The 23,002-nt window shown below is 39.3% G+C and carries 20 protein-coding genes, 3 tRNA genes and 1 pseudogene; 14 read left to right on the top strand and 10 right to left on the bottom strand.

Translation table 11 applies throughout. The features are described 5' to 3' along the window. Window positions 1-161: 161 nt before the first annotated feature. From CWC11_RS15520 to CWC11_RS15525, 3 genes and pseudogenes are all read right to left on the bottom strand, one after another. The gene (locus CWC11_RS15520) at window positions 162-659 is read right to left on the bottom strand and encodes a lactoylglutathione lyase family protein (RefSeq protein ID WP_249330750.1); all 498 of its coding nucleotides are present in this window, start codon (window positions 657-659) and stop codon (window positions 162-164) included. Between the two features lie 78 nt (window positions 660-737). Then, window positions 738-818: pseudogene (locus tag CWC11_RS23530) on the bottom strand (twin-arginine translocation signal domain-containing protein); the annotation flags it as partial. 490 nt (window positions 819-1,308) lie between these two features. Next, on the bottom strand, window positions 1,309-2,904 hold the full coding sequence (locus tag CWC11_RS15525) for a KAP family P-loop NTPase fold protein (RefSeq protein WP_138683432.1): 1,596 nt from the start codon (window positions 2,902-2,904) through the stop codon (window positions 1,309-1,311). A gap of 85 nt (window positions 2,905-2,989) precedes the next feature. On the opposite strand from CWC11_RS15525, the gene CWC11_RS15530 reads away from it, so the two are divergent. Beyond that, window positions 2,990-3,799, top strand: a complete 810-nt coding sequence (locus CWC11_RS15530) for a hypothetical protein (protein WP_138683433.1) — start codon at window positions 2,990-2,992, stop codon at window positions 3,797-3,799. A gap of 296 nt (window positions 3,800-4,095) precedes the next feature. Here the strand turns inward: CWC11_RS15530 and queE are convergent, their stop codons facing one another. Beyond that, window positions 4,096-4,761 (bottom strand): 7-carboxy-7-deazaguanine synthase QueE, encoded by a 666-nt coding sequence (gene queE, locus CWC11_RS15535; protein ID WP_138683453.1) that lies wholly within the window; start codon window positions 4,759-4,761, stop codon window positions 4,096-4,098. 144 nt (window positions 4,762-4,905) lie between these two features. On the opposite strand from queE, the gene queC reads away from it, so the two are divergent. Further along, entirely contained in the window at window positions 4,906-5,562 is a 657-nt protein-coding gene (gene queC, locus CWC11_RS15540; RefSeq protein WP_058548123.1) for a 7-cyano-7-deazaguanine synthase QueC, read from the top strand. A 70-nt stretch (window positions 5,563-5,632) separates the two neighbouring features. On the opposite strand, the gene CWC11_RS15545 is transcribed toward queC, so the two are convergent. After that, the gene (locus CWC11_RS15545) at window positions 5,633-6,082 is read right to left on the bottom strand and encodes a methyltransferase family protein (RefSeq protein ID WP_138683434.1); all 450 of its coding nucleotides are present in this window, start codon (window positions 6,080-6,082) and stop codon (window positions 5,633-5,635) included. A 208-nt stretch (window positions 6,083-6,290) separates the two neighbouring features. Between CWC11_RS15545 and CWC11_RS15550 the strand changes: the two genes are divergently transcribed. Further along, window positions 6,291-6,533 carry a hypothetical protein gene (locus CWC11_RS15550; RefSeq protein WP_024598359.1) on the top strand — a complete coding sequence of 81 codons (243 nt, stop codon included), beginning with the start codon at window positions 6,291-6,293 and terminating at the stop codon, window positions 6,531-6,533. A 4-nt stretch (window positions 6,534-6,537) separates the two neighbouring features. Here the strand turns inward: CWC11_RS15550 and CWC11_RS15555 are convergent, their stop codons facing one another. The 5 genes from CWC11_RS15555 to CWC11_RS15575 form a co-directional block, all read right to left on the bottom strand. After that, window positions 6,538-7,560: a hypothetical protein gene (locus tag CWC11_RS15555; protein WP_138683435.1), complete on the bottom strand. Its 1,023-nt coding sequence runs from the start codon at window positions 7,558-7,560 to the stop codon at window positions 6,538-6,540. 101 nt (window positions 7,561-7,661) lie between these two features. Further along, window positions 7,662-8,342, bottom strand: a complete 681-nt coding sequence (locus CWC11_RS15560) for a tRNA (adenine(22)-N(1))-methyltransferase (protein WP_138683436.1) — start codon at window positions 8,340-8,342, stop codon at window positions 7,662-7,664. Next, entirely contained in the window at window positions 8,343-9,281 is a 939-nt protein-coding gene (locus CWC11_RS15565) for a class I SAM-dependent methyltransferase (RefSeq protein WP_138683437.1), read from the bottom strand. Between the two features lie 2 nt (window positions 9,282-9,283). Next, window positions 9,284-11,278: an excinuclease ABC subunit UvrB gene (gene uvrB, locus CWC11_RS15570; RefSeq protein ID WP_138683438.1), complete on the bottom strand. Its 1,995-nt coding sequence runs from the start codon at window positions 11,276-11,278 to the stop codon at window positions 9,284-9,286. Beyond that, window positions 11,275-12,654: an MATE family efflux transporter gene (locus CWC11_RS15575; protein ID WP_138683439.1), complete on the bottom strand. Its 1,380-nt coding sequence runs from the start codon at window positions 12,652-12,654 to the stop codon at window positions 11,275-11,277. The genes uvrB and CWC11_RS15575 overlap by 4 nt, the downstream gene beginning before the upstream one ends. Before the next feature lie 1,064 nt (window positions 12,655-13,718). Here CWC11_RS15575 and CWC11_RS15580 point away from each other — a divergent pair. The 11 genes from CWC11_RS15580 (at window position 13,719) to nth (ending at window position 22,999) form a co-directional block, all read left to right on the top strand. After that, window positions 13,719-13,795: transfer RNA gene (locus CWC11_RS15580), tRNA-Asn, on the top strand. Between the two features lie 21 nt (window positions 13,796-13,816). Then, window positions 13,817-13,893, top strand: a tRNA-Asn gene (locus CWC11_RS15585). 26 nt (window positions 13,894-13,919) lie between these two features. Next, window positions 13,920-13,996, top strand: a tRNA-Asn gene (locus CWC11_RS15590). Window positions 13,997-14,145: 149 nt separating this feature from the next. Further along, entirely contained in the window at window positions 14,146-16,089 is a 1,944-nt protein-coding gene (locus tag CWC11_RS15595; protein WP_138683440.1) for an EAL domain-containing protein, read from the top strand. A gap of 206 nt (window positions 16,090-16,295) precedes the next feature. Further along, window positions 16,296-16,877, top strand: a complete 582-nt coding sequence (gene rsxA / locus CWC11_RS15600) for an electron transport complex subunit RsxA (protein ID WP_008134172.1) — start codon at window positions 16,296-16,298, stop codon at window positions 16,875-16,877. Window position 16,878: 1 nt separating this feature from the next. Then, window positions 16,879-17,433, top strand: a complete 555-nt coding sequence (gene rsxB / locus CWC11_RS15605) for an electron transport complex subunit RsxB (protein WP_058548113.1) — start codon at window positions 16,879-16,881, stop codon at window positions 17,431-17,433. Window positions 17,434-17,441: 8 nt separating this feature from the next. Beyond that, on the top strand, window positions 17,442-19,931 hold the full coding sequence (gene rsxC / locus CWC11_RS15610; protein ID WP_138683441.1) for an electron transport complex subunit RsxC: 2,490 nt from the start codon (window positions 17,442-17,444) through the stop codon (window positions 19,929-19,931). Continuing rightward, window positions 19,928-20,986: an electron transport complex subunit RsxD gene (rsxD, locus tag CWC11_RS15615; RefSeq protein WP_138683442.1), complete on the top strand. Its 1,059-nt coding sequence runs from the start codon at window positions 19,928-19,930 to the stop codon at window positions 20,984-20,986. Before rsxC ends, rsxD begins: the two co-directional genes overlap by 4 nt. Next, window positions 20,983-21,624, top strand: coding sequence for an electron transport complex subunit RsxG (gene rsxG, locus CWC11_RS15620; RefSeq protein WP_104642346.1), 642 nt, complete (start codon window positions 20,983-20,985; stop codon window positions 21,622-21,624). Before rsxD ends, rsxG begins: the two co-directional genes overlap by 4 nt. Beyond that, window positions 21,621-22,319 carry an electron transport complex subunit E gene (locus CWC11_RS15625; protein WP_058548109.1) on the top strand — a complete coding sequence of 233 codons (699 nt, stop codon included), beginning with the start codon at window positions 21,621-21,623 and terminating at the stop codon, window positions 22,317-22,319. Before rsxG ends, CWC11_RS15625 begins: the two co-directional genes overlap by 4 nt. A gap of 47 nt (window positions 22,320-22,366) precedes the next feature. Next, window positions 22,367-22,999 (top strand): endonuclease III, encoded by a 633-nt coding sequence (gene nth, locus CWC11_RS15630; protein WP_138683443.1) that lies wholly within the window; start codon window positions 22,367-22,369, stop codon window positions 22,997-22,999. Window positions 23,000-23,002: the final 3 nt, after the last annotated feature.

Genomic DNA, 23,002 nt, shown 5'->3' on the forward strand with positions numbered 1-23,002 from the left:
TTCCTCTGTATGTTTACGAAAAGCTTTTACTTTCATGACAACTGACTCCTAAATAGGTGTCTACTTTTATGGAGTCAGATCAAAGTACAGAAAAGCGTTGCTCTAGGGCAACGCTTTTTTATTGACGTTTATTTAAGTACAGTTGCTCGTCACAAAGCTAATTAACCATATGCGCCACTTGAATATATAAGCTCATAACTGTGGCTATAAATTTCTAAAATATTGCCAAACGGGTCTTCCATATAAATCATGCGGTATGGCTTTTCACATGGGTAATAATAACGCGGCGCCTTCATACGCTTTTTACCACCCGCAGCCACTATTTTATCAGCGAGTCCTTCTACATCAGGGTCTTGAACACATAAATGAAATATTCCTGTTTTCCAATATTCAAAATTATTTTTAGGGTTTTGCTGGTTTTTAAATTCAAATAATTCTACACCTACCCTGTCACCTGTTGATAAATGGGCTATTTTAAAACTGCTCCACCCAGCACCGAATACATCTGTACACATTTCACCTATTGGTGATTTATCTTCTGTTATTTTTGTAGGCTTCATAATTAAATACCAGCCCAACACCTCAGTATAAAACTTAACGGCTTTTTCTAGGCTTGGTACCGAAATACCTATATGCGAAAACGTCCGTGGATAAGGCATGTGTGAAGCAGGTAAGCCATTTGCTTGCTCGCCTTTACCAGCCGCTTGCAGGTTGGCATTAGCATTTAAACTAGTAAACAGCATAGGCAGCGCCGCAGCACCCAACCCTGCTGCCGATAACTTCATAAAGTCTCTACGGTTTAACTCTTTTTTATTCATGGCATGTTCCTTAACGACAAGGGCGTTAAAAGTAATTAAAGGAGATTAATTAGCCATAATAAATGAATGTAGTGAGGACAAAAATTATCAAATATGATGTTTATGATTACGCTTTGTGATGATAGAGCTGGGACATATTTATTATTTTACTGCGGCTCTATAAATATTCAGGTTTTGCCATACATCATCCGCTACTAAAAAATTAGGTATTACATCTACAAGCAAAGCGCCTGAACTCAACGCTTTTCTATGTTACTTACTTAAACTTTGATTAAGTGAAAGCATGATCGAGGGACAAGTCGGCGTTCAATGATTTGGATGTATGGAGTCAAAGTTTACCCGCTTAGCTAAGCGAGTATGGGTCTAGCGCCGTTTGTATTTTTGGCGATTGTTTGAAGTAGTTTAGAGTTGGAGGCTTACCGAAAAACTTGTTGCTTTTCGGTGTTGTGATTAATTAGCTTTGCTTAGTGGCCCTGCGGGGTTTCGGGAATTAATCTAAGTGTGCAGATATCTCAACAAGCTTCCGATAATCACTCAAGCATAAAGTATTTTCAAAAATTAAAAAGCTTAATTTAAAACGTAGCTTTTTGTCTTCCCCGTAACTCTGTTTTGGAATTATACCTAAAAGCTTCCTATGAATTATGTTTAGTTCTTCTGAAACTTCATTATTGCGTTCATACAGGCTACCAAAAACCTTCAGGTATTCTGATAAGGAGGTGGTGTGCTTGTATACAAACTCTGGTGGCTCATATTGGTTATTCGAAGACTCATAGCCTAATAATTCTGTACTTATTTTGCTATATAAAGCCCTATCATTAGAATAATTAATTGATATATCAAATTTAACTGAAGCAAGTTTTGAGAAAAATTCAGGTTTTTTACTATTAAAATAGTCTAGTGTTGTTTGACCTGTAAATGAATCAATAAGAAGATCATAAACTTCGAAATTCCTCTCCATTAAGGTCAATAGTGTTAATATATAAGGTACATCTATAGTTTTTCGATTGCTCACATCAGAAAAAATAGATTCTGCTCTATTGAGCACCTTAATAGATTGCCTTGGGGAAAGCTCTAAAGCATTAAAAATATCACTACAAAGAGTGTAGAAATCATCTTTTTCAAAATTTACAAATGGAAAAAGTATGACTTCTCTATTAATCAGCTGTTCTTGACTTAATGATTTTAATTGACAATGATTTTCCAATAAAAGCTTGGATACTTTAGTTCTTAGTATATATTTATTATCGAAAAATCGACTTAAATATTCCTCCGCATTGAAGCCAGTGCCATAAACAGCTTTTACTGTATGGGCTAGCTGCTGGGTATTTGTTGCAACAACAAATGAAAGCCCTGGTATGTCAAACACATGCTTTATTGCTTCTAACATCTCCACAGCATAGGTGGGCTTACAGCGATCCAATTCATCAATAAAAATAAATGCGGGATAACTATTTTTAATAGTTTCCATATTTTTAACAGGATTATCGACGACGTATTCAACCCAGCTTTGAATAGCTAGCTTTAATGTTTTCACGCTCTCTTTGCTATCAGTAACTTCTTTACAGAATACCTCTAGTACTTTTTCACCAGCTTTAGAGAAATCAATCCCTTTATTTGAAAGGTTTTCGTTTATAGCCTCTGATGAATTAAGAACATCAAAATCAAAGCCTAAATACCTTTTCATTAAAGCACTACCAACCCTTGGAGCCGCAGCTTTTATTATTTCTTTAAATTTTGCTTTAGCTTTAGGTGAATCAGCGCGATCTGTTTGCGTTTTTAATTGCTCTATGATTTCACTTAAAACAGTCATTAACGGAGATTCAAGGTAGTCAATAGCCCAGGCATCAATATAGACGACAGGATGATTTCCTTTTAAATCTTCACTCCAACGTTTCAAAAAGTAGGTTTTACCTGCCCCCCACTCTGCATCAAGGTTTAATACATAATTTGATAGATTACTCTTATCCGTACCACCTTTAGCTTTTATTAAAGACGTTAAGTAAGTTGCGTATTTTGCTCTATCGAGATTATCAGCAGAAAATGTTTGCTCATCAACCTTTTTAGTCTCGTTCCAATTAAAATCCATTTTATTCTCATTTCTTTAAATTTGTTTTATTAGAGTGGTGTAGATTTGTGTAGACTGTGATGCACAATATATAAAAGGACTTGAAATGTCATCAACTCAAGAAATGTCATATTCGATAAAAGAATCATTAAAAGATAAAGTAACTCACCCACTTTTGGGAAGCTTCATTATTTCTTGGTTTTTTTTCAACTGGAAAGCTGTTTATTTTATGCTTTTTGCTAATCACGATAGTGTCTACAAACTAAAGACTGTTTCAAACATTTATTCTGATATATGGCTAAACTTAATATTACCTCTAATTTCAGCATTAATTTTAGGCTTTGTCTTACCGTGGGCAACAGCCCTGTTTACACGTTCAGCAGCTAGAGCTAATGAATTTTACTTAAACTCACAACCGCTGCATTACAAAAAGCACAGTTTAACAATTGAAGAATCAAATAAACTGAGAGACTTATATCTTACAAAAGATACTGAGACTCAAAGTAAGCTTGATGAGTATCGTGCTGAATTAGACAAAACAATTGAAGAATGTAAATCAAGAATCATTAATATTAAAGATAAATACGACAAGAAGTATTTACTTCTGGCCGAGTGTAAACTTGCGGAAAGCTTAATTGAAAGCTCATTAGTACTCAATCAACAATTAAACCTAAAGATTCTGCAACACTTCTTTGATAATTTAAGTGATGGAGACTCGTGTTACGCGATACTAGAAAAAGAAATCTCACTCCCTAACTATGAATTAAGAAATGCCTACGAAAGGCTACGTTCGCTAGAGTACTTAGTAGATCTAGCAAATGAGGAACATGATGATGCACCTGTTGGTATAACAGATAAAGGCATCAAGCACATCTGCGATATGAAAAACCAAGCAATTAGTCACTCTATAAATTAAAACAACCCTACTGCCTCCTTTGTAACAAATCTACGCTGTTGCTGAATAATCTCAGCAACACACTTTTGGGTTAAGCCAAATTTAATAACTAAGCTTTTCATGTTGTAGCATTAAACTCCTACCATATATGAATATACCGTAGTACTGCTTTTAGCGTTGATCTCTTGGTTTATATAAGAATTTTTGGATAAGTGAGCATTAGAGTTGTGGGTTGGGTTTCGTTTCACTCAACCCAACCTACATATCGCAGAGCGGCTTATCGCTTACAGCTAAGCACTTACAACTGCCCTTTCGCTTTAACTAATTCCTAAATACTTATGTACTTGTATTGATAGGCGCCAATTTTTGGCAATACAGGTGTCAATTGCGAGTTTAGTTGCTGATACTTTTTGGCTTATTGGCTGTAAATAAACAAGCTTTGGGTTAACACCTGTTTTTGCAAATAACGCTTCTAACTCTTCTACGTGCTTTTGCATAGCAACGGGGTGTTTAATTTCGTTTGCGCGCTTCATGGCGCTGGTAAGTACTTCATAACCGCCGCGCATGTTTATTTTAGGCGATACAGTAACCCATGTTTGCTCTGGGGCGAGTATTTCAAACGTGCCGCTGGTTTCTATTTGTGTGCTAAAACCGTGTTCGTGTAATAAGTTACATACTGGGTTTAAATCGAACATGCATGGCTCGCCGCCAGTAATTACAACATGCTTTGCGGTGTAACCACGTGATTTAAATAGTTCGAGCACTTGCTCTGCGCTGGCATCGGCCCAGTGATCTGAGTCGGCTTTTTTTTCTACGGTTTCATCAAGTGATACTTTATATACGTTGTCGACATCCCATGTTTGTTTGGTATCACACCACGAGCAACCTACAGGGCAGCCTTGCAGGCGCAAAAATATTGAGGGTGTGCCAGTAAAACTTGCTTCACCTTGGATGGTTTCAAACACTTCATTAATTTTGTACAAAAGAGATCTCACTTACTACCTAGTAGCCAAATTGCTACTATTAAAGACGAAAAAGCGCTGTGCAAAAATTGTTATTTAAGCTGCGGCCGTGTAGTATATCGCGCCCTGATATAAACCTCTATTAAAACTAAGAGCAAAACAGATATGACGCAAAAAGTAGTTGTTATTTATTCCGGCGGTATGGACTCATTTACCGTATTAAATAAAGCCCTGCAACAAGGCCATGATGTATATGCCCTCTCATTTGACTATGGTCAGCGTCATGTAAAAGAGCTTAAAGTGGCTGCGCAAGTATGTGAAAAGCTTAATGTTCCGCATAAAATTGTGGATATTTCGGCAATTAACCAACTTATTGGTGGCTCATCATTAACTGATGATATTGAAGTACCTGAAGGCCATTACGAAGAAGAGAGCATGAAGAGCACGATTGTGCCAAATCGTAATATGATTTTGCTCTCGCTTGCAGTTGGTTACGCAGTATCACTTAAAGCAAGCCAAGTTTATTACGGCGCTCATTCTGGGGATCATGCTATTTACCCCGATTGCCGTCCTGAATTTGTGCAAAAAATGGATGATGTATGTCGTATTGCAAACTACGATGCAGTAGAAATTTTTAGCCCATATTTAAATAACACCAAAATTGATATTTTAACCGATGGTATAAAAATGGGTTTAGACTACAGCCAAACATGGACCTGTTATAACGGCCGTGAAAAAGCCTGTGGAAAATGTGGCGCATGCCAAGAACGTTTAGAAGCCTTTAAGCTTAATAATGTTACTGACCCGTTAGAATACGAATAACGCATACTAACACACGCGCTAAACGCAAAAAGGCTATCATCTCGATAGCCTTTTTTGTTATTAATGTAAGTTAAAGCCAGCGTTTTACTTTATTTTTATACTCAGTAAATTCTTCACCAAATAATTTAGTTAGCGCTCGCTCCTCCGGAATTATCTGAAAAAGCGTTAAATACACGACAAAACCAACAATACATAAAAGTGCCCACAGCGAACTCAACCAAATACCCCATCCGGCTAAAATAAACGCAAAGCCAACATACATAGGGTTGCGTGAAATTTTATAAATACCACTGGTTACGAGTTTTGATGCCTGCTCGGGCTTATTAGGGTTTACCGTCGTGCGCGCAAGTTTAAAACTCACCACCCCGGCAATACAAAACAGGCAACCAATGATTACCAGGCTTGCCGCTAAATAGGTAATAAACGCTGTGAAATCAATAACACTATAGTGCGCGATTAACGCCATAATGCCTGCAAAAAACAGTACCACTATAACCGGTGGAATTTTATTATTTAACATAGCAACTCACTGTATTATTTAAAATATGTTTATTATATGGAGATTGGACAACTATTAAACAATATCTGAAGTGTATAAATGATGAACATGTTCAAAGCTTATCTTAAGTAAAGTATACAAATTAAGTTACAATTGTCAGCTTTATCAAGAGCACTTAAAGGTTATACTTTAACCATAAACGAATAATAAAATGATAAGGAATAAGGTTATGTCTGGAACTACGATGATTGTACTTATTGTGCTAATTTCGGTTGGCTCAGGAGTACTTTATGATATGTATAAAAAGCACCTTGAGTTTAAGCATAAAATGCAAAACAACAATAGTGATGCCCATAAACAATTAGCTGAAACAAACGCACAAGTGCTTGCATTAAAAGAGCGTGTACAAACACTTGAGGCTATTGTTACTGATTCAAGCTTTAATGTTAAAGATGAAATTAATAAACTTTAAGTTGTTATAAGTAATTTGGATACAAATGTGCGTTTTCTGGCTGCTTTATTCCATGAGCAGCTAAAAACCCATCTATAGCTTGCCCACAGCCCTGTGGCGCACGAGAGCTGTCTATCTCAAAGTTTAACTGATTAGCATGTTGCTTGCCCATTGAACACAGTGCAACAGCGTTTGGCGAGCGCATAGCAATACTAAGCTCCCCTATTTGCTCAACATTTACATGTTTGCTAAATCGTGCGAATCCTTTGTACTTAAATTGCTCATTTACGTATTCATTGCTTGTCGCAACAAGGGTTGCAATAAATCCATGTAAAAAGCTATTAGTTGACGAGTCAGGCGTTAAAAACGAAATCGTTTTATTATTAAATTCGCTTAATTGGCAGTCGTTACATAACAGTTCAACGGTGTATAAGTGTTGCTCAGCAATTTGCTGATGGCTTTGTAAGTTAATGTTTGCACCTGCAAACACAACACATTTTAGTAACTCATTAACTGATGTGTTTGAACAGCTACCTTTTACAAGCTCTGGATTTTGCGCCATAACAGGTAAATCGTGATGATTATTAAAAGGCGTGCTAGTTGCGTGTTGTTGCGTTAATTGTAAAAGCTCTCTTACTTCGTGCTCACGCGCTATTTTTAGCGCTAAAAAAGCAGTTTGTATCAGCTCAGAAGTAGGTAAGTTTTCTTCAACAAGCCAGCGCCTACCAAATAATAGTTTTTTAGATTTACTATCACCTGGGTAGCTACTTGTTTTGTAGTTGTCGGGGCTGAGTACTGCCACTTGTAGATAAATTTGTTCATCTTTTTGTGCAGCAAGCACTCTAAAGTGAGCCGAAAAATCGATGCTTTCCAGTACTTCATTAACGCTTTTAAGCGTATGCTTGTAGCGTAAAAAATGCTGTGGTACTACCCAGTTACTATTAGCTAATTGCACTAAAGGAGCATATGAAATAGGTTGCTCATAACTGTGTTGCCATTTTTGCTCATCACTGAGTAAGTGATTAATGTGACTCTTTTTATCTGACATAAATAAACCAAATAAACTCGCGCATTGCGATATAAACTATGAACATATTACGTCGTCAATGTCGTAATTAGATCACATGTACGCCTCACTTTAAGGCTTTTTTAACTATCACCGAGTCCTTGATAGTCTGTTATAACTTTTTGATAATAAACCGCATCTTTATTAAGCATTTTATTATAATGATTTATTAGCTGCTGTTTATACGCTTTGTGCTGTGCATGATTAAGATTCCACATGCTTTGCCCGGTATTGCTAATTTCATTTTGGCTGTTAAAGCTAACCTCAATGACCTCATAAAAGCGCTTATTATCGTAAACTATTTGCTCACTTATAAGGCCTAAGCCGAGTGTTTTTAAACCTGTTCGCAATTTATAAGTATGATGTATAGGGCATAAAATAAAGCGCACATGCTCAAGATTATCGACAGCATTATTAGCAATTATTTGCTGCATTAAACTTAACAACAACTCACCGCCAATACCTGCTATTACAACTACTTGGCTTTTATTTTTGGCAATTTCAATTTTGCCTACATCCTGACATAAGACCTGCCACTGCGGTTTTTTATCACAGGATTTTTGTAATTTATTAATAGATGATAATTGCGCACTTAAGTCGTCCATTAAAGTGGCGACTATATCAACAAATATGACTTGATTTGCAGCTGCACGTTTTAATAATGCCATGCCTAAATAACCATGATCGCAGCAGCAATCCCAAATAATATCGTGATGCTGCGAAATTAATGTATCAATGGCGGTTAGGCGCTTGCTGAGCTTCATTTAATCGTTTAATTGTGACGTTTTGTATATCAGTGCTTTTAAGCTTTTATTGCTATCAACTTCAATAAAACGCGCTGTTGGAGCAAGGCGCTCTACAAATTCTATTGCGCCTTGAGTGTGCTCGTTTATTAATGCTTTAAAGTCTTCTTCGCTAAGCTCTGGGCTGTTAGCGCACAATAAAAGTTGAGTTGTATTGCAAAGTAGCTCAGGTAATCTGCGCAATACTTTTTGATAATCTTTGGTAAGAATAAAGCTGCCTTTTTGAAAGCTTGGCGGATCAACAATAATTAAATCAAACGGGGCTGCTTTTTTTAATTTACCAAAAGATTTTAAAATATCATGAGGTAAAAAACTAACGCCGCGCTCAAAACCATTTAACTGATGGTTTTGCTTACCGACTTTAAGTACACCTTTGCTCATATCCATGTTCATCACATGGTCTGCCCCGCCTTGCATAGCCGCAAGCGAAAACCCACATGTATACGAAAACAAATTAAGTACTTTTGCATGCTTGCTATTAGCAGCAACAAACTCACGGCCGCTGCGCATGTCAGGAAATATCCCGGTATTTTGACGGCTTTGCAAATCAACTAAAAACTTAATGCCGTTTTCACTTACAACATGCTGATTAGGCAATTGCCCATAAACCACCGTATTTTGGCTTTGCACGCCAGCACGCTGTTGATATACAAGCGATGTAATAAGTTCAGGTTGATGCTGCTGTGCCCACTGCCAAAGTGTATTGGTGAGCTGGTTTAATGTGGCTTCGTCTATTTCGTCGTACGATACTAAAAATAAACTAGGCGGGTAAAAGTCTAAATTAATATGGCTCAACGCTTCTACGCTGTGACCTCGCCCGTGAAAAACACGACACAGTTCGTTGTTTACAATAGGCGCATCTTCAAGCGCTGTGATAAGGGGAGTAAAGTTTGCTGTCATTTTTAATTAATCAACTGTTGTTGTAGTTCGTGTATTTCATCGCGAACAGAGCCCGCTTTTTCAAATTCTAAATCGCTTGCGTAGGCATGCATTTTCGTTTCAAGCTGCTTAATTTGCACGGCAATTTCTTTCGCGCTAAGTACCTTTTTAGACTCTTTACGAATGAGTTTAAGGTTATCTTTAGGCGCGGCTTCTTCGCCAACATCCATAATATCGGTGATTTTTTTAATAAGTGCTTGTGGCTCAATTCCGTGCTCAATATTGTAAGCGTGTTGTATTTCGCGTCTACGCTCGGTTTCTTCTATCGCTTTGGCCATTGATTTAGTCACTTTATCGCCATATAAAATAGCACGTCCATCTAAGTGACGTGCAGCACGGCCAATAGTTTGAATAAGTGAGCGTGCTGAGCGTAAAAAGCCTTCTTTATCTGCATCAAGTATGGCAACTAAGGCCACTTCTGGCATATCTAGGCCTTCTCGTAATAAGTTAATGCCTACTAACACATCAAACACACCCGCTCGTAAGTCGCGTATTATTTCTACGCGCTCAACGGTGTCTATGTCTGAGTGAAGGTAACGTACTTTTACGTTATGCTCGCTTAAATAGTCGGTTAAATCTTCAGACATACGTTTAGTAAGTGTTGTTACCAGTACGCGCTCGCCTTTTTCTACACTTTTGTATATTTCTGAAAGTAAATCATCAACCTGATCGCCTACAGGGCGAACTTCTATTAATGGGTCTAATAATCCAGTTGGACGAATAACTTGCTCTGCTACTTCGCCTGCGCTGCGCTCAAGTTCAAAGTCGCCAGGCGTTGCCGATACATAAATAGTTTGCGGGGCAATGGCTTCAAATTCTTCAAACCTAAGTGGGCGGTTATCCATAGCCGATGGCATTCTAAAGCCATATTCAACGAGGTTTTCTTTACGGCTTCTATCGCCTTTATACATAGCGCCAATTTGCGATACGGTAACGTGTGATTCATCAATAATCATTAATGCATCATCAGGCAGGTAATCAAGTAGTGTTGGCGGCGGATCGCCCGGTGTGCGCCCTGACAAGTAGCGGCTGTAGTTTTCTATGCCTGAGCAATAACCAAGTTCGGTCATCATTTCTATATCGTATTGAGTGCGCTGCGCTACGCGCTGCTCTTCTACTAATTTATTTACACTAAGTAACTGCGCTCGACGCTCTTTTAGCTCTTCTTTTATTTTTTCTATGGCGCCAAGAATTTTGTCACGCGGGGTGACGTAGTGTGTTTTAGGGTAAATAGTGGCGCGTACTATGTGTTTTTCAATTGCACCAGTGAGGGGATCAAAAATACTTAGGCGTTCTATTTCGTCATCAAACATTTCTACGCGTACAGCAAATGTATCTGATTCAGCGGGAAATATATCAACCACTTCACCGCGCACGCGATACGTACCACGGCCAAAGTCTATATCGTTACGGGTATACTGAATCTCTGCAAGGCGGCGGAGCATGTCGCGTTGGTCTACTTTTTCGCCCACTTTTAAAAGCAGCATCATTTTCATGTATGACTGCGGATCGCCCAAGCCATAAATAGCCGAAACCGAGGCAACAATAATGGTATCGCGTCGTTCAAGCAGTGCTTTTGTAGCACTTAAACGCATTTGTTCTATGTGCTCATTGATTGATGCATCTTTTTCTATAAACGTATCGCTTGAAACAACATATGCCTCTGGCTGGTAATAATCGTAATACGATACAAAGTACTCAACCGCGTTATTAGGAAAAAACTCTTTCATTTCTCCGTACAGCTGCGCAGCCAGTGTTTTGTTATGTGCCATTATTATTGTTGGGCGATTTAAGTCGCTAATAATATTGGCCATAGTAAACGTTTTACCAGTACCTGTAGCGCCTAATAGTGTTTGATGCGCAAGCCCTGCTTCTAAACCTTCTTCAAGTTGTTTAATAGCCGTAGGTTGATCACCAGCGGGCTTAAACTGTGATACTAGTTGAAAATGATCGCTCAATTGTTGCACTCCTGTAACGATTCGCCGCTTAGCGTGTCTAGCTCTTTCATAAACCATTTGTACGCGACTATAGCTGTAAATAAATTACCTAACGCAGCGCCAATAAATAACCCAAATAAACCGGCTATTTCGTTGCCTACATAAGCAAATGGTACATAAAATATAAATAAACGAATGACACTTAGTACCAACGCATTCATTGGCTTGTGTAATGCATTAAACGATGAATTAGATAATATGATCACCCCTTGTAAGCCATAACTTAGCGGGATTGTATAAATAAACAGTTTAATTACGTCTATAACGGCTTGTTCTTTACCGAATAACTGGCTTATAACCCCTGAAAATACAATTAGTAATACGTAAATTGCAAATTGCCATATCATCACAAATTTTAATGTGCCTGTGTAGGCTTCTTTAACGCGGCACAATTTGCCCGCTCCAAAGTTTTGACTGACAAAAGGCGGTAATGTCATAGATAGCGCAAGCACCAATATGCTCGCGATAGATTCTATTCTGCTCCCTACTCCAAATGCAGCAACAGCTTCTGGTCCGTGGTGCGCAACCATAGCGGTCATTACGGCCATTGCAACGGGTGTTAGCATGTTTGCGCCTGCAGCAGGTAAGCCAATTTTTAATATTTTACGAATTGCGCCTATAACCGTTTGCTTGCCCGCTTTGAGGCTCAACAAACGCTTTTTAAACATTAATATATACAAGATAATAACCACTGCAACGGCCCATGCAATGACACTTGCAATAGCGGCGCCTTCAATACCCAGTGCCGGAATAGGCCCAAAACCAAATATAAGTATGGGGTCAAGCACCGCATTTATAAGCCCTGCTCCACCCATTACAATACTCGGTGTTTTTGTATCACCACTGGCGCGTAACACTGAGTTGCCAATCATTGGGGTTATTAAAAACACACTGCCTATAAACCATATGTTCATGTATTCGTGAATAAGCGGAAGTACCTGCGAGCCTGCGCCTAGCAAAGTAAATATTGGGTCAGTTAATGTATAACCAATAAACGAGAGCACAATAACCAGTACAACGCCTACCATTAAAGACACACTGGCATCAAAACGCGCTTCGTCAATTTTGTTACTACCCAGTGCTTTTGCTATTACAGCCGACGTACCAATACCTAAGCCTATCGCTAAACTTATTACGGTAAAAGTAACAGGAAAGGTAAAACTTACTGCCGCAAGTGGCTCGGTGCCTAATAAGCTAATGAAAAAAGTATCTACAATATTAAACATCATTAACGTAATCATGCCGAATATCATCGGGATGGTCATCGTTTTTAATGTAGGTAATATAGGATCGTTTAGTAAATCTGGGCGAGTCGGAGTTTTTGAAATTGCACGCATGAAATAAATAAGCCTCTTTTTACTGAGCTGAACATTTTAAAGCATCAAGGCACTTCAAGCCACGGATTTATCAATACAATTGCCTTAATAAAAGAACTAAACATTCTAAAAAATAGTAAAGGTGAGTTTTTACATCTTTTTGTTAAAATAGAGCCTAAAGCCACTAAAAAACAATTAAAACACATTTTTGTAACTTTTATTACAAACACCGCGCAGTATCTGATGATTTTTTACACAAAGCCTAGGGTTGATTTATCGTTACGAAAAAAATCCCTCATCGAGTTGCATCTATTCCCCTCCAAATCATAACCAATTGTTTTATAATGAATTAAAAATAATGATTTAAAAGCTTGAAATCGTTGTAGCGCCCTAAAACATTGGTGCCGCTGATGTTCTTAAAGTTTCATAAACAGAGTTATCCACAGAAACCGTGGATAACTCATTCAAACCCGCATTTATAAAGGCTTTGAGAGAGCCACAGTTTTTAATCAGCTCTTACCATTTGTGTATATCTTATATGTGACATTTTTATAGACTCGGCTTAAAAACAATCTTCCGCTAATTTTTACTCTTAACAAAGTTATACTCATGTACAACTATAAACGTTCAATATTAAGCCAAGTTATTGATTGCACTATTTTTGAGCGAACGTATTAAACGCCCTATTTATATAATTTAACTACTTTGTTATTTACCAATGAAAATATTTAAAAGAATTTTGTTACAGGCATATTTATAAAAAATAAAACTAGCCATGCAAATAACTGCAAAAAATACCCTGCTACAAAAATAGCTTTTTTATGTTTTTGGGCATCTTTTTAATAACAAGGTACTTTTATGACGTGTTTAATTTAACCAATTTAATAAATTAAAAACCTAAAGCTTCGATAAAATGCGCAATGATATTATTAAAATCTTTAAAAAATTACTTTAATGGAGCTATAAAACACGCAGATCGAACATAAAAACAACGAATAAACCTCTTTTTTAAATTTATGACTTTTATATGTTGACACTTTGCACCTCCATCATTAATATTTCGCCCCGTTGAAAGGCAAGACGCTTCCCCCTTAGCTCAGTTGGTTAGAGCGACGGACTGTTAATCCGCAGGTCCCCCGTTCGAGTCGGGGAGGGGGAGCCAAGTTTTTCAACCATAAACGATTCCCCCTTAGCTCAGTTGGTTAGAGCGACGGACTGTTAATCCGCAGGTCCCCCGTTCGAGTCGGGGAGGGGGAGCCAAATCATCATAATATCACTATTTTAGTTCCCCCTTAGCTCAGTTGGTTAGAGCGACGGACTGTTAATCCGCAGGTCCCCCGTTCGAGTCGGGGAGGGGGAGCCAATTCTAAGAATTTCATAGACATCTAAGCTTAATTCCACTACTCTTCCTTTTATAACTAAAGCATTAATTAAGTTTTTGATGCGCTGTAACTTAGTTTATTAATCAAGGACTTGATTCCTTCCCTTTTGAATTATTAAAAGACTGAAAACATGGCTGGATTTAAAAAACTTATTTTTATACAAATAATCTCATGGCTATTGTGTGTTGCAGCAGGAAGCTACTTCATATCTATAAGCTTTGACAATGCAGTAAGTGACGCCCAAAAAAACGCACAAACTACTGTAACTAAGTATATTAATGGCCTCACTCTAGACGAAACCTCTGCTCAAAATGTAAAACAATCAATCGCAGATGGTAACACTTTTTCAAGCTTTACTTTAAGAGACTACCAAGGTGCTGAAATATTCAGCATAAACTCCCCTATTCGCTTACCTATGTTTGCTGAGTTTGTACAATCTAGCTTTAATTCTGTTCGCCCCCAGTTTGCGGTAAACGACGCCGCAGATATAAAAGTTGAGTTTACGCTTAATATTCAACACTTAGCTGAGCAGCTACAAATTTCTTTATTTATCGTGATTGCCATTTCAGCAATTTTGGTAATTATTCCAATTATTTTGATGCAGTCGATTTTTTATCAGTTAAATAAAAATATCAGCACTACTGTTTCGGATATTATCGATATATACATCAACCAAAATCAGGTAGACGAAAACCTAGACACTGCACTTGATAGTTCAAGACTTAAAACTTTAGGGAAAGATTTAGTACCTAGCTTTAATCGCTTATCGCACTTTTTAAAAACCAAGAGTGAAGATATACAAAGCGCTGCAATGACTATTAAACATGAAGCATATAAAGATGTAATTACCGCCCTTGGTAACAGAAATATGTTTGTTGAGTACTACGAAAAAAACATTGAAAACACCGAGCAAAGTACCTTTGGCTCTTTAGCCATGATCCGCTGTAGCGAATTACAAGCAATTAACCAAAGCCGTGGCTACCAAAAAGGTGATGAATACGTAAAAGGTGTTGCTGATATAATTAAACACATAAGTGGCACCTACACTGGCAGCCAAGTATTTAGATTAAACAGCTCTGACTTTGCTGTTGTATTGCCCCACACTCCTTTAAAAGAAGCCGAGCGTTTTGGTGAAAACCTACAATCGCGCTTTACACAGTACCAACAAAATCAAGAGCTAAGCTCAGTTGCTAATACCGGTATTGTGGGTTACGAAAAAGGTAAACCATTAGGTGAATTGCTGTCTGTTGTTGATAACGCGATGAGTATGGCGCAATCAAAACAAGTTAACGCATGGCATGTACAACGAGAAACCGATTTAGTAAATAATGTAAGCGCAGGATTTGGTAATCAAAACTGGCGTAAGGTTATTAACGAAGTTATTGAATCTAAGCGCGTACATTTAGTAATGCAAAACATTATGCCACTAGGTAAAAGTATTAAAGCGTATGCCGAAGTGCAAGTACGTTTTAAAACCGAAGATAACCAAGTGCTACCAACGGCCTCTTTTTTAGCTATGGCTGAAAAACTTGATATGGCCATTGAGATTGACCGCCTTATTATTGACTCATCACTTGAGAAAGTAAAAAGCCGAAACCTATCTGAAAAGTTTTTTGGCTTAAACGTTACGGCCTCAAGTGCACATAACGACCAGTTTGTTATTTGGCTTGAGCGCCGTTTATTAAAAGATACGCACATAGCCTCTAAATTAGTATTTGAAGTGAGCGAGTTTGGTCTTCAGCAAAATATTAAAGCCAGTAAGCGTTTTATTGATATGGTGCATCGTGTGGGTGCACGTGTAACGGTTGAGCGCTTTGGTGTTGGTTTAACATCGTTTAAATTTTTCCGCGATTTAAAACCTGACTTTATTAAAATGGACGCCAGTTATACCCGCGGGTTAGAAGATGACAAAAACAATCAGTACTTTATGCGCTTAATGGTCGATTTAGCCCACCGCATAGGAGTGAGTGTTTTTGCTGAAGGTGTTGAGAGCCAAGAAGAAAAACACATCATTGAAACCTTATGCTTAGACGGCGTTCAGGGTTATTACATAGAAAAACCTAAAGATATCTAACCTCCCCTTCTAAAACAAAAAAGAGCACATGTTGCTCTTTTTTTGTTTTTAATATTTTATCCTAACCTTAAAATCACATAAATTTTACAGCTTTGTGATCGAAGCGTTATTTTCCGCTGTTTATTTAACTGATAACGACTCGCATATGTTGTTTATCGGGGCAGAAAAAAGGATAATACGCGGGACTTTAATAGCGCGAGGCACACATGACAGAATATGTCTTGTTATTGATTGGAACCGTTCTAGTTAATAACTTTGTATTAGTACAATTTTTAGGCTTATGTCCGTTTATGGGCGTATCAGGTAAGCTTGATACAGCGATAGGTATGTCTTTGGCAACTACGTTTGTGCTTACACTTGCCTCAGTAACGAGCTATTTGGTTAATCAATATATTTTAATCCCGCTAGATATCGAATTTTTACGTACCATGAGCTTTATTTTGGTAATTGCGGTAGTTGTGCAATTTACTGAAATGGTGGTGCGCAAAACCAGCCCTACACTGTATCGTTTATTGGGTATATTTTTACCGCTTATCACTACAAACTGTGCAGTGCTAGGTGTTGCTTTATTAAATATCAAAGAAGATCACTCATTTTTACAATCAGCAGTGTATGGTTTTGGTGCTGCGGTTGGCTTTTCATTAGTACTCGTATTATTTGCAGCGCTGCGCGAACGCCTTGCTGCTGCTGATGTTCCTACACCTTTTAAAGGTGCCTCTATTGCTATGATAACCGCAGGCTTAATGTCGATGGCGTTTATGGGTTTTACTGGATTAGTGAAGTTTTAATATGACCTTGTTTTATGCCTTGATAGCGCTTGGCTCGCTAGCGCTGATTTTTGGACTTATTTTAGGTTTTGCTGCCATTCGTTTTCGTGTTGAAGGCAATCCTATTGTTGAGCAAATAGATACTATTTTACCGCAAACTCAATGTGGTCAATGTGGCTACCCAGGCTGTAAGCCTTACGCAGAAGCCATTGCTAATGGCGATGAAATAAATAAATGCCCTCCGGGTGGCGAAGCGACGGTAAAAAAATTGGCTGATTTAATGGGCGTGGAAGCTAAACCGCTTGCCGGCGGAGAACAAGCCGACCCAATTAAAACAGTAGCCTACATTCGAGAAGACGAATGTATTGGTTGTACTAAATGTATTCAAGCATGCCCTGTAGATGCCATTGTAGGTGCTACTCGCCAAATGCACACCGTACTTATTGATGAATGTACTGGTTGTGATTTATGTGTAGAGCCTTGCCCTGTAGATTGTATTGATATGCTGCCGGTTGCCGAAACAAAACAAAACTGGAAATGGCAGTTAGATGCTATTCCTGTTACGCAAATAGATTAGAGGTTTGAGTGGAAAAGTTACTTGAACAAATTAAAAAAGGCACCGTTTGGGCATTTCCTGGCGGCGTGCATCCACCACAGCAAAAAACACTTTCAAATAGTGCCCAAATTGCTCGCTTGCCCCTGCCAGACAGACTGGTAGTTCCACTTAAGCAACATATTGGTGCTAACGGTAAATTAATCGTTGAGAAAGGCCAATACGTATTAAAAGGTCAACCGCTTACAACACCTGCGGCTAATTGGTCGGTACCCGTACATGCTCCAACATCTGGAACCATTACCGACATTGCACCTATGCCTTCTGCACACCCTTCAGCGCTTCCTGAGCTGAGCATTATTATTGAGCCTGATGGCAACGATGAGTGGTGCAATCTTAATCCAGCGATTAACCCTGCTAAGCTTAGCCACGATGAATTAGTAGATATAATTCATCAAGCAGGTATTAGCGGCATGGGTGGTGCGGGTTTTCCTACTTATGTAAAAGCCGATATTAAGCAACCTATCGAGTTTTTAATAGTAAATGCTGTTGAGTGCGAGCCGTATATAACCGCCGATGACGTATTAATGCGTGAGCATGCCAAGCAAGTTGTGCAAGGCATAGAGCTAATGCAGCAAATATTAAACCCAACGCTTTGTATTGTCGGTATTGAAGACAACAAACCCGAAGCCATTGCCGCTATGACACAAGCAGCAGAGCATAATGCTAATATTGTTATTCAAACAGTGCCTACGGTTTACCCCTCAGGTGGTGAAAAACAATTAATAAAACTACTCACCAATCGAGAAGTGCCAAGCGGTGGTATTCCGGCCGATATTGGTATTTTAGTGCATAACACGGGTACTTTATTTGCGGTGCAGCAAGCTGTATACGAAGGTAAACCACTTATTGAACGAGTAATTACCGTAACGGGCAATACTATTCATAAGCCCGGCAATGTGTGGGCATTACTAGGCACTGAAATAAAACATTTACTTGATTGCCAGGGGTTTTCCCCAGTGCCACAACAACGCGTTGTAATGGGCGGCCCTATGATGGGCTTTACCTTGCCCACTGTACGTATTGGTGTAGTCAAAACGACTAACTGTATTTTAGCCCCTGATCATAAAGAGCTGGCAGAACCAGGCCCCGAAAAAGCCTGTATACGTTGTAGTGCCTGTGCAGATGCCTGCCCTGCTTCGCTATTACCGCAGCAATTGCAGTGGTTTGCCAAGTCAAAAGAGTACGACAAACTACAAGAACATAACTTATTTGATTGTATAGAATGTGGTGCGTGTGCCTACGTGTGCCCAAGTGAAATCCCTCTTGTACAATACTATCGCGTTGCCAAGGTTGAAATTAAAGAACAACAAGCCGAAAAAATTAAAGCAGATAGAGCAAAAGAGCGTTTTGATGCCCGTAAAGAGCGCTTAGAGCGTGAGCAAGAAGAGCGTCAAAACCGCCATAAACGTAAACCGGCCGCTAAATCTGACGATGAAAAACAAAAAGTAGCAGATGCACTAGCTCGTGTTAAAAACAAATCAGATAACGGCGGCGAAAAATCAGCGGTTGCTGCCGCTATTGCACGCGCTAAAGCTAAAAAACAACAAGGCGAAGAGTTGGAGCCCGATAATACTGAAGTAGCAAAAGAGCGCGCACTTCGAAAAGAGCAAGCTCGCAAATATAAAGAGCAAAAGTCACAAACAGATGACTCAGATGATACTGCACCAGTTGATGATAAAAAGTCAGCCGTAGCCGCTGCAATTGCTCGTGCTAAAGCTAAAAAAGCAGCGCAAACACAAGGTGATCAAACTAATACAGATGATGCCAATACAGCAGCGCCTGTTGATGATAAAAAAGCGGCCGTAGCCGCCGCAATTGCTCGTGCTAAAGCTAAAAAAGCAGCTAAAGCACAAGATGAGCAAACTAATACAGATGATGCCGATACAACAGCGTCTGTTGATGATAAAAAAGCGGCTGTAGCCGCCGCAATTGCCCGCGCCAAAGCTAAAAAAGCAGCTAAAGCTGCCGAGCAGACTGATCAACCGGAAGAGCCAAGTATCAACGAGCCGCAAACAGATAATGTTAAACCTGAAGAATCACAAACAGGCTCTGTAGCAGATAACAAAAAAGCGGCTGTAGCTGCTGCGATTGCACGTGCTAAAGCTAAAAAAGCGGCAAAAGAGGCACAGCAGACTGAGCAATCGATTGAGCCAAGTATTGACGAGTCGCAGGCCGATAATGTTAAACCTGAAGAATCACAAACAGACTCTGTAGCAGATAACAAAAAAGCGGCTGTAGCTGCTGCGATTGCCCGTGCAAAAGCTAAAAAAGCAGCAAAAGAGGCACAGCAAACACAAAGCAATGAAGATACTGAGCAAGTGGCGACAGCAGAGCCTGAAACGCCAAGTGAAACTAGCCCAGAACAAACCACCGCCCAAAAGAAAAAAGCCGCAGTGGCCGCAGCTATTGCTCGCGCCAAAGCCAAAAAGTTACAAAAAGAAGGAAATGATCAGTCATGAAATTAACCATGGCCAGTTCGCCGCATAATCATAGCCATAAATCGCTAACACGATTAATGCTAACCGTTATTGCTGCGTGTATTCCAGGGCTCATTGCTCAAGTTTTCTTTTTTGGTACTGGTGTACTTATTCAGTTAGTGCTTGCACTTGTTGCTGTAAGCGCATTTGAAGCTGCCATTATGTTAATGCGTAAACGCCCTGTTTGGCCTGCATTGAGTGATGGTAGTGCTTGGCTTACTGGTGTGCTATTAGCACTGAGTATTCCGCCGCTAGCGCCTTGGTGGATAATTATTATTGGTTGTTTATTTGCCATTGTAATTGTTAAACAGCTTTATGGCGGGCTTGGTTTTAATTTATTTAACCCTGCAATGGCCGCATATGTTCTGCTTTTAGTATCGTTTCCGGTGCAAATGACAGCTTGGCTACCTGTCAGTGATTTAATAAATACGCCAATTGGATTTGTTGATCAATTAAGGCTCATATTTACCGACTTTACGGCCTCAGGTTTTAGCCTAGATCAAATGCGTGCTGGGATTGATGGCCTAACAATGGCCACACCTCTTGATACTGTTAAAACAGATATAGCACACGGTTTAACCGTTACCGAGAGTATGCAAAAGCCACTATTTAATGAATGGGCAGGCCTTGGTTGGATGTGGGTTAATTTAGGGTTTTTAGCGGGTGGTTTATACCTTTTAAAAACCAAAATAATTAACTGGCATATTCCTGTTAGTTTTATTGTAAGTTTAGCGATATGTAGTGCAATAGGTTACATTGCGGCGCCTGGTACCGAGCCTGGTACAGTATTCCACTTATTAAGTGGCGCAACCATGATGGGGGCATTTTTTATTGCCACTGACCCTGTATCTGCTGCAACCACAAATAAAGGTCGCTTAATTTATGGCGCTCTCATTGGCTTATTAGTGTATTTAATTCGTACTTTTGGTGGCTTTCCTGATGCAATCGCATTTAGCGTATTATTAATTAATATTGCTGTGCCGCTTATTGATTACTACACGCAACCACGTACCTATGGCCACGGAGCAGTAAAATGATTATTTCATCAATGGCTAAAAATGGCGCTATTTTAACGGCTTTTGCACTGGTAACAACGGGTTTAGTTGCCTCAATAAACGCACTCACCGCAGATAAAATTGCAGAGCAAGAGCAGCTACAACTTACAGCGCAACTACAAGAAGTACTCGACCCAAAATCGTACGACAACGAACTATCTACAGATTGCGTTATATTTACTGATGAAACGCTTGGTCCATACGCTAATCAAGTTATTTACCGTGCTCGTAAAAATAATAAACCCGTTGCCGTCGTTATTCGCCACGTTACGCCAAATGGTTACAGTGGTGATATTAACTTACTTACAGCCGTTTTAAGTGATGGCTCTATAGCTGGTGTACGTACAACTAAACACGAAGAGACACCCGGCCTTGGTGATAAAGTAGAAGTAAAAAAATCGCTGTGGATCACAACCTTTAATGATTTAACCGTTGATGGCGAAGATGATGCACGCTGGGCAGTTAAAAAAGATGGCGGCCAGTTCGATCAATTTACAGGCGCTACAATCACACCGCGTGCAGTTGTAGGCTCTGTTAAAAACGCAGTTTTATTCGCACAACGCAATTTTGACGATATTTTTGCAGCGCCAAATGCCGAATGTGTAGAGGTAAAAAAATGAGCGAATTAAAAACACTATACAAAGAAGGGGTCTGGGTAAATAACCCAGCCCTTGTTCAGCTTTTAGGGTTATGCCCGTTACTTGCCGTTACCTCAACAGTAACCAATGCACTTGGCTTAGGCCTGGCTACTTTATTAGTACTTGTAGGCTCAAATATTACTGTATCGGTTGTACGTAACTGGGTACCTAAAGATATTCGCATCCCTGTATTTGTAATGATTATTGCAGGCTTTGTAACCATAGTTCAGTTACTTATGAACGCTTACACCTTTGGTTTGTATCAATCGCTTGGAATATTTATTCCGCTTATAGTGACAAACTGCGCCATTATAGGCCGCGCCGAAGCATACGCATCTAAAAACCCTGTGCATTTATCAGCATTCGACGGCCTAATGATGGGCTTAGGTTTTATGGCCGTACTGGTAGTGCTAGGTACAATGCGCGAACTAATAGGCCAAGGCACATTATTCGACGGTGCCGATTTACTATTAGGCCCGTGGGCACAAAGCCTGCGCATAGAAGTTTTTAGTTTTGATAACCAGTTTTTACTCGCTATTTTACCGCCAGGTGCCTTTTTAGGGCTTGGTCTACTTATTGCGGCAAAAAATGTAATTGACGCACAAATAAAATCAAAACAAGTAACGCCGCCTGAGGCTGAAAAAGGTCCACGCGCACGTGTTACTAGCTTAACTTAAGGGGAAAACGCATTAACTTATTTAAAAGCTAATGCGTTTTAAGTTGCATGAATAAAGAAAAACGTCACCAAATACTTTCGCGCCTACGCGATGATAACCCACACCCAGAAACCGAGCTTGAATACTCAAGCCCGTTTGAGTTACTTGTAGCGGTCACACTCTCTGCGCAAGCAACTGATATAGGTGTTAATAAAGCCACGCGTAAATTATTTCCGGTTGCTAATACGCCACAAGCCATTTTAGATATTGGCCACGATACACTGCGCGATTATATTAAAACCATTGGGTTATTTAATTCAAAAGCCGCAAACGTGTATAAAATGTGCCAAATACTGGTTGATGAACATAACGGTATCGTCCCCGAAAACCGCGAAGCCCTCGAAGCCCTACCCGGTGTTGGCCGAAAAACCGCAAATGTCGTACTCAACACAGCCTTTGGTTGGCCTGTAATAGCCGTGGATACACACATATTCCGTGTTTCAAATCGTACTAAACTCGCCATGGGTAAAGATGTTGTCGCTGTAGAACAAAAGCTTGAAAAGGTTGTCCCTAAAGAGTTTAAAGTAGATGTTCACCACTGGCTAATTCTACACGGACGCTATACCTGCGTAGCGCGTAAACCTAAATGTGGCAGCTGTATTATTGAAGACTTGTGTGAGTTTAAAGAAAAAACGGACTAACAA

This window comes from Pseudoalteromonas sp. S3178, assembly GCF_005886985.1.
GTDB lineage: Bacteria > Pseudomonadota > Gammaproteobacteria > Enterobacterales > Alteromonadaceae > Pseudoalteromonas > Pseudoalteromonas carrageenovora.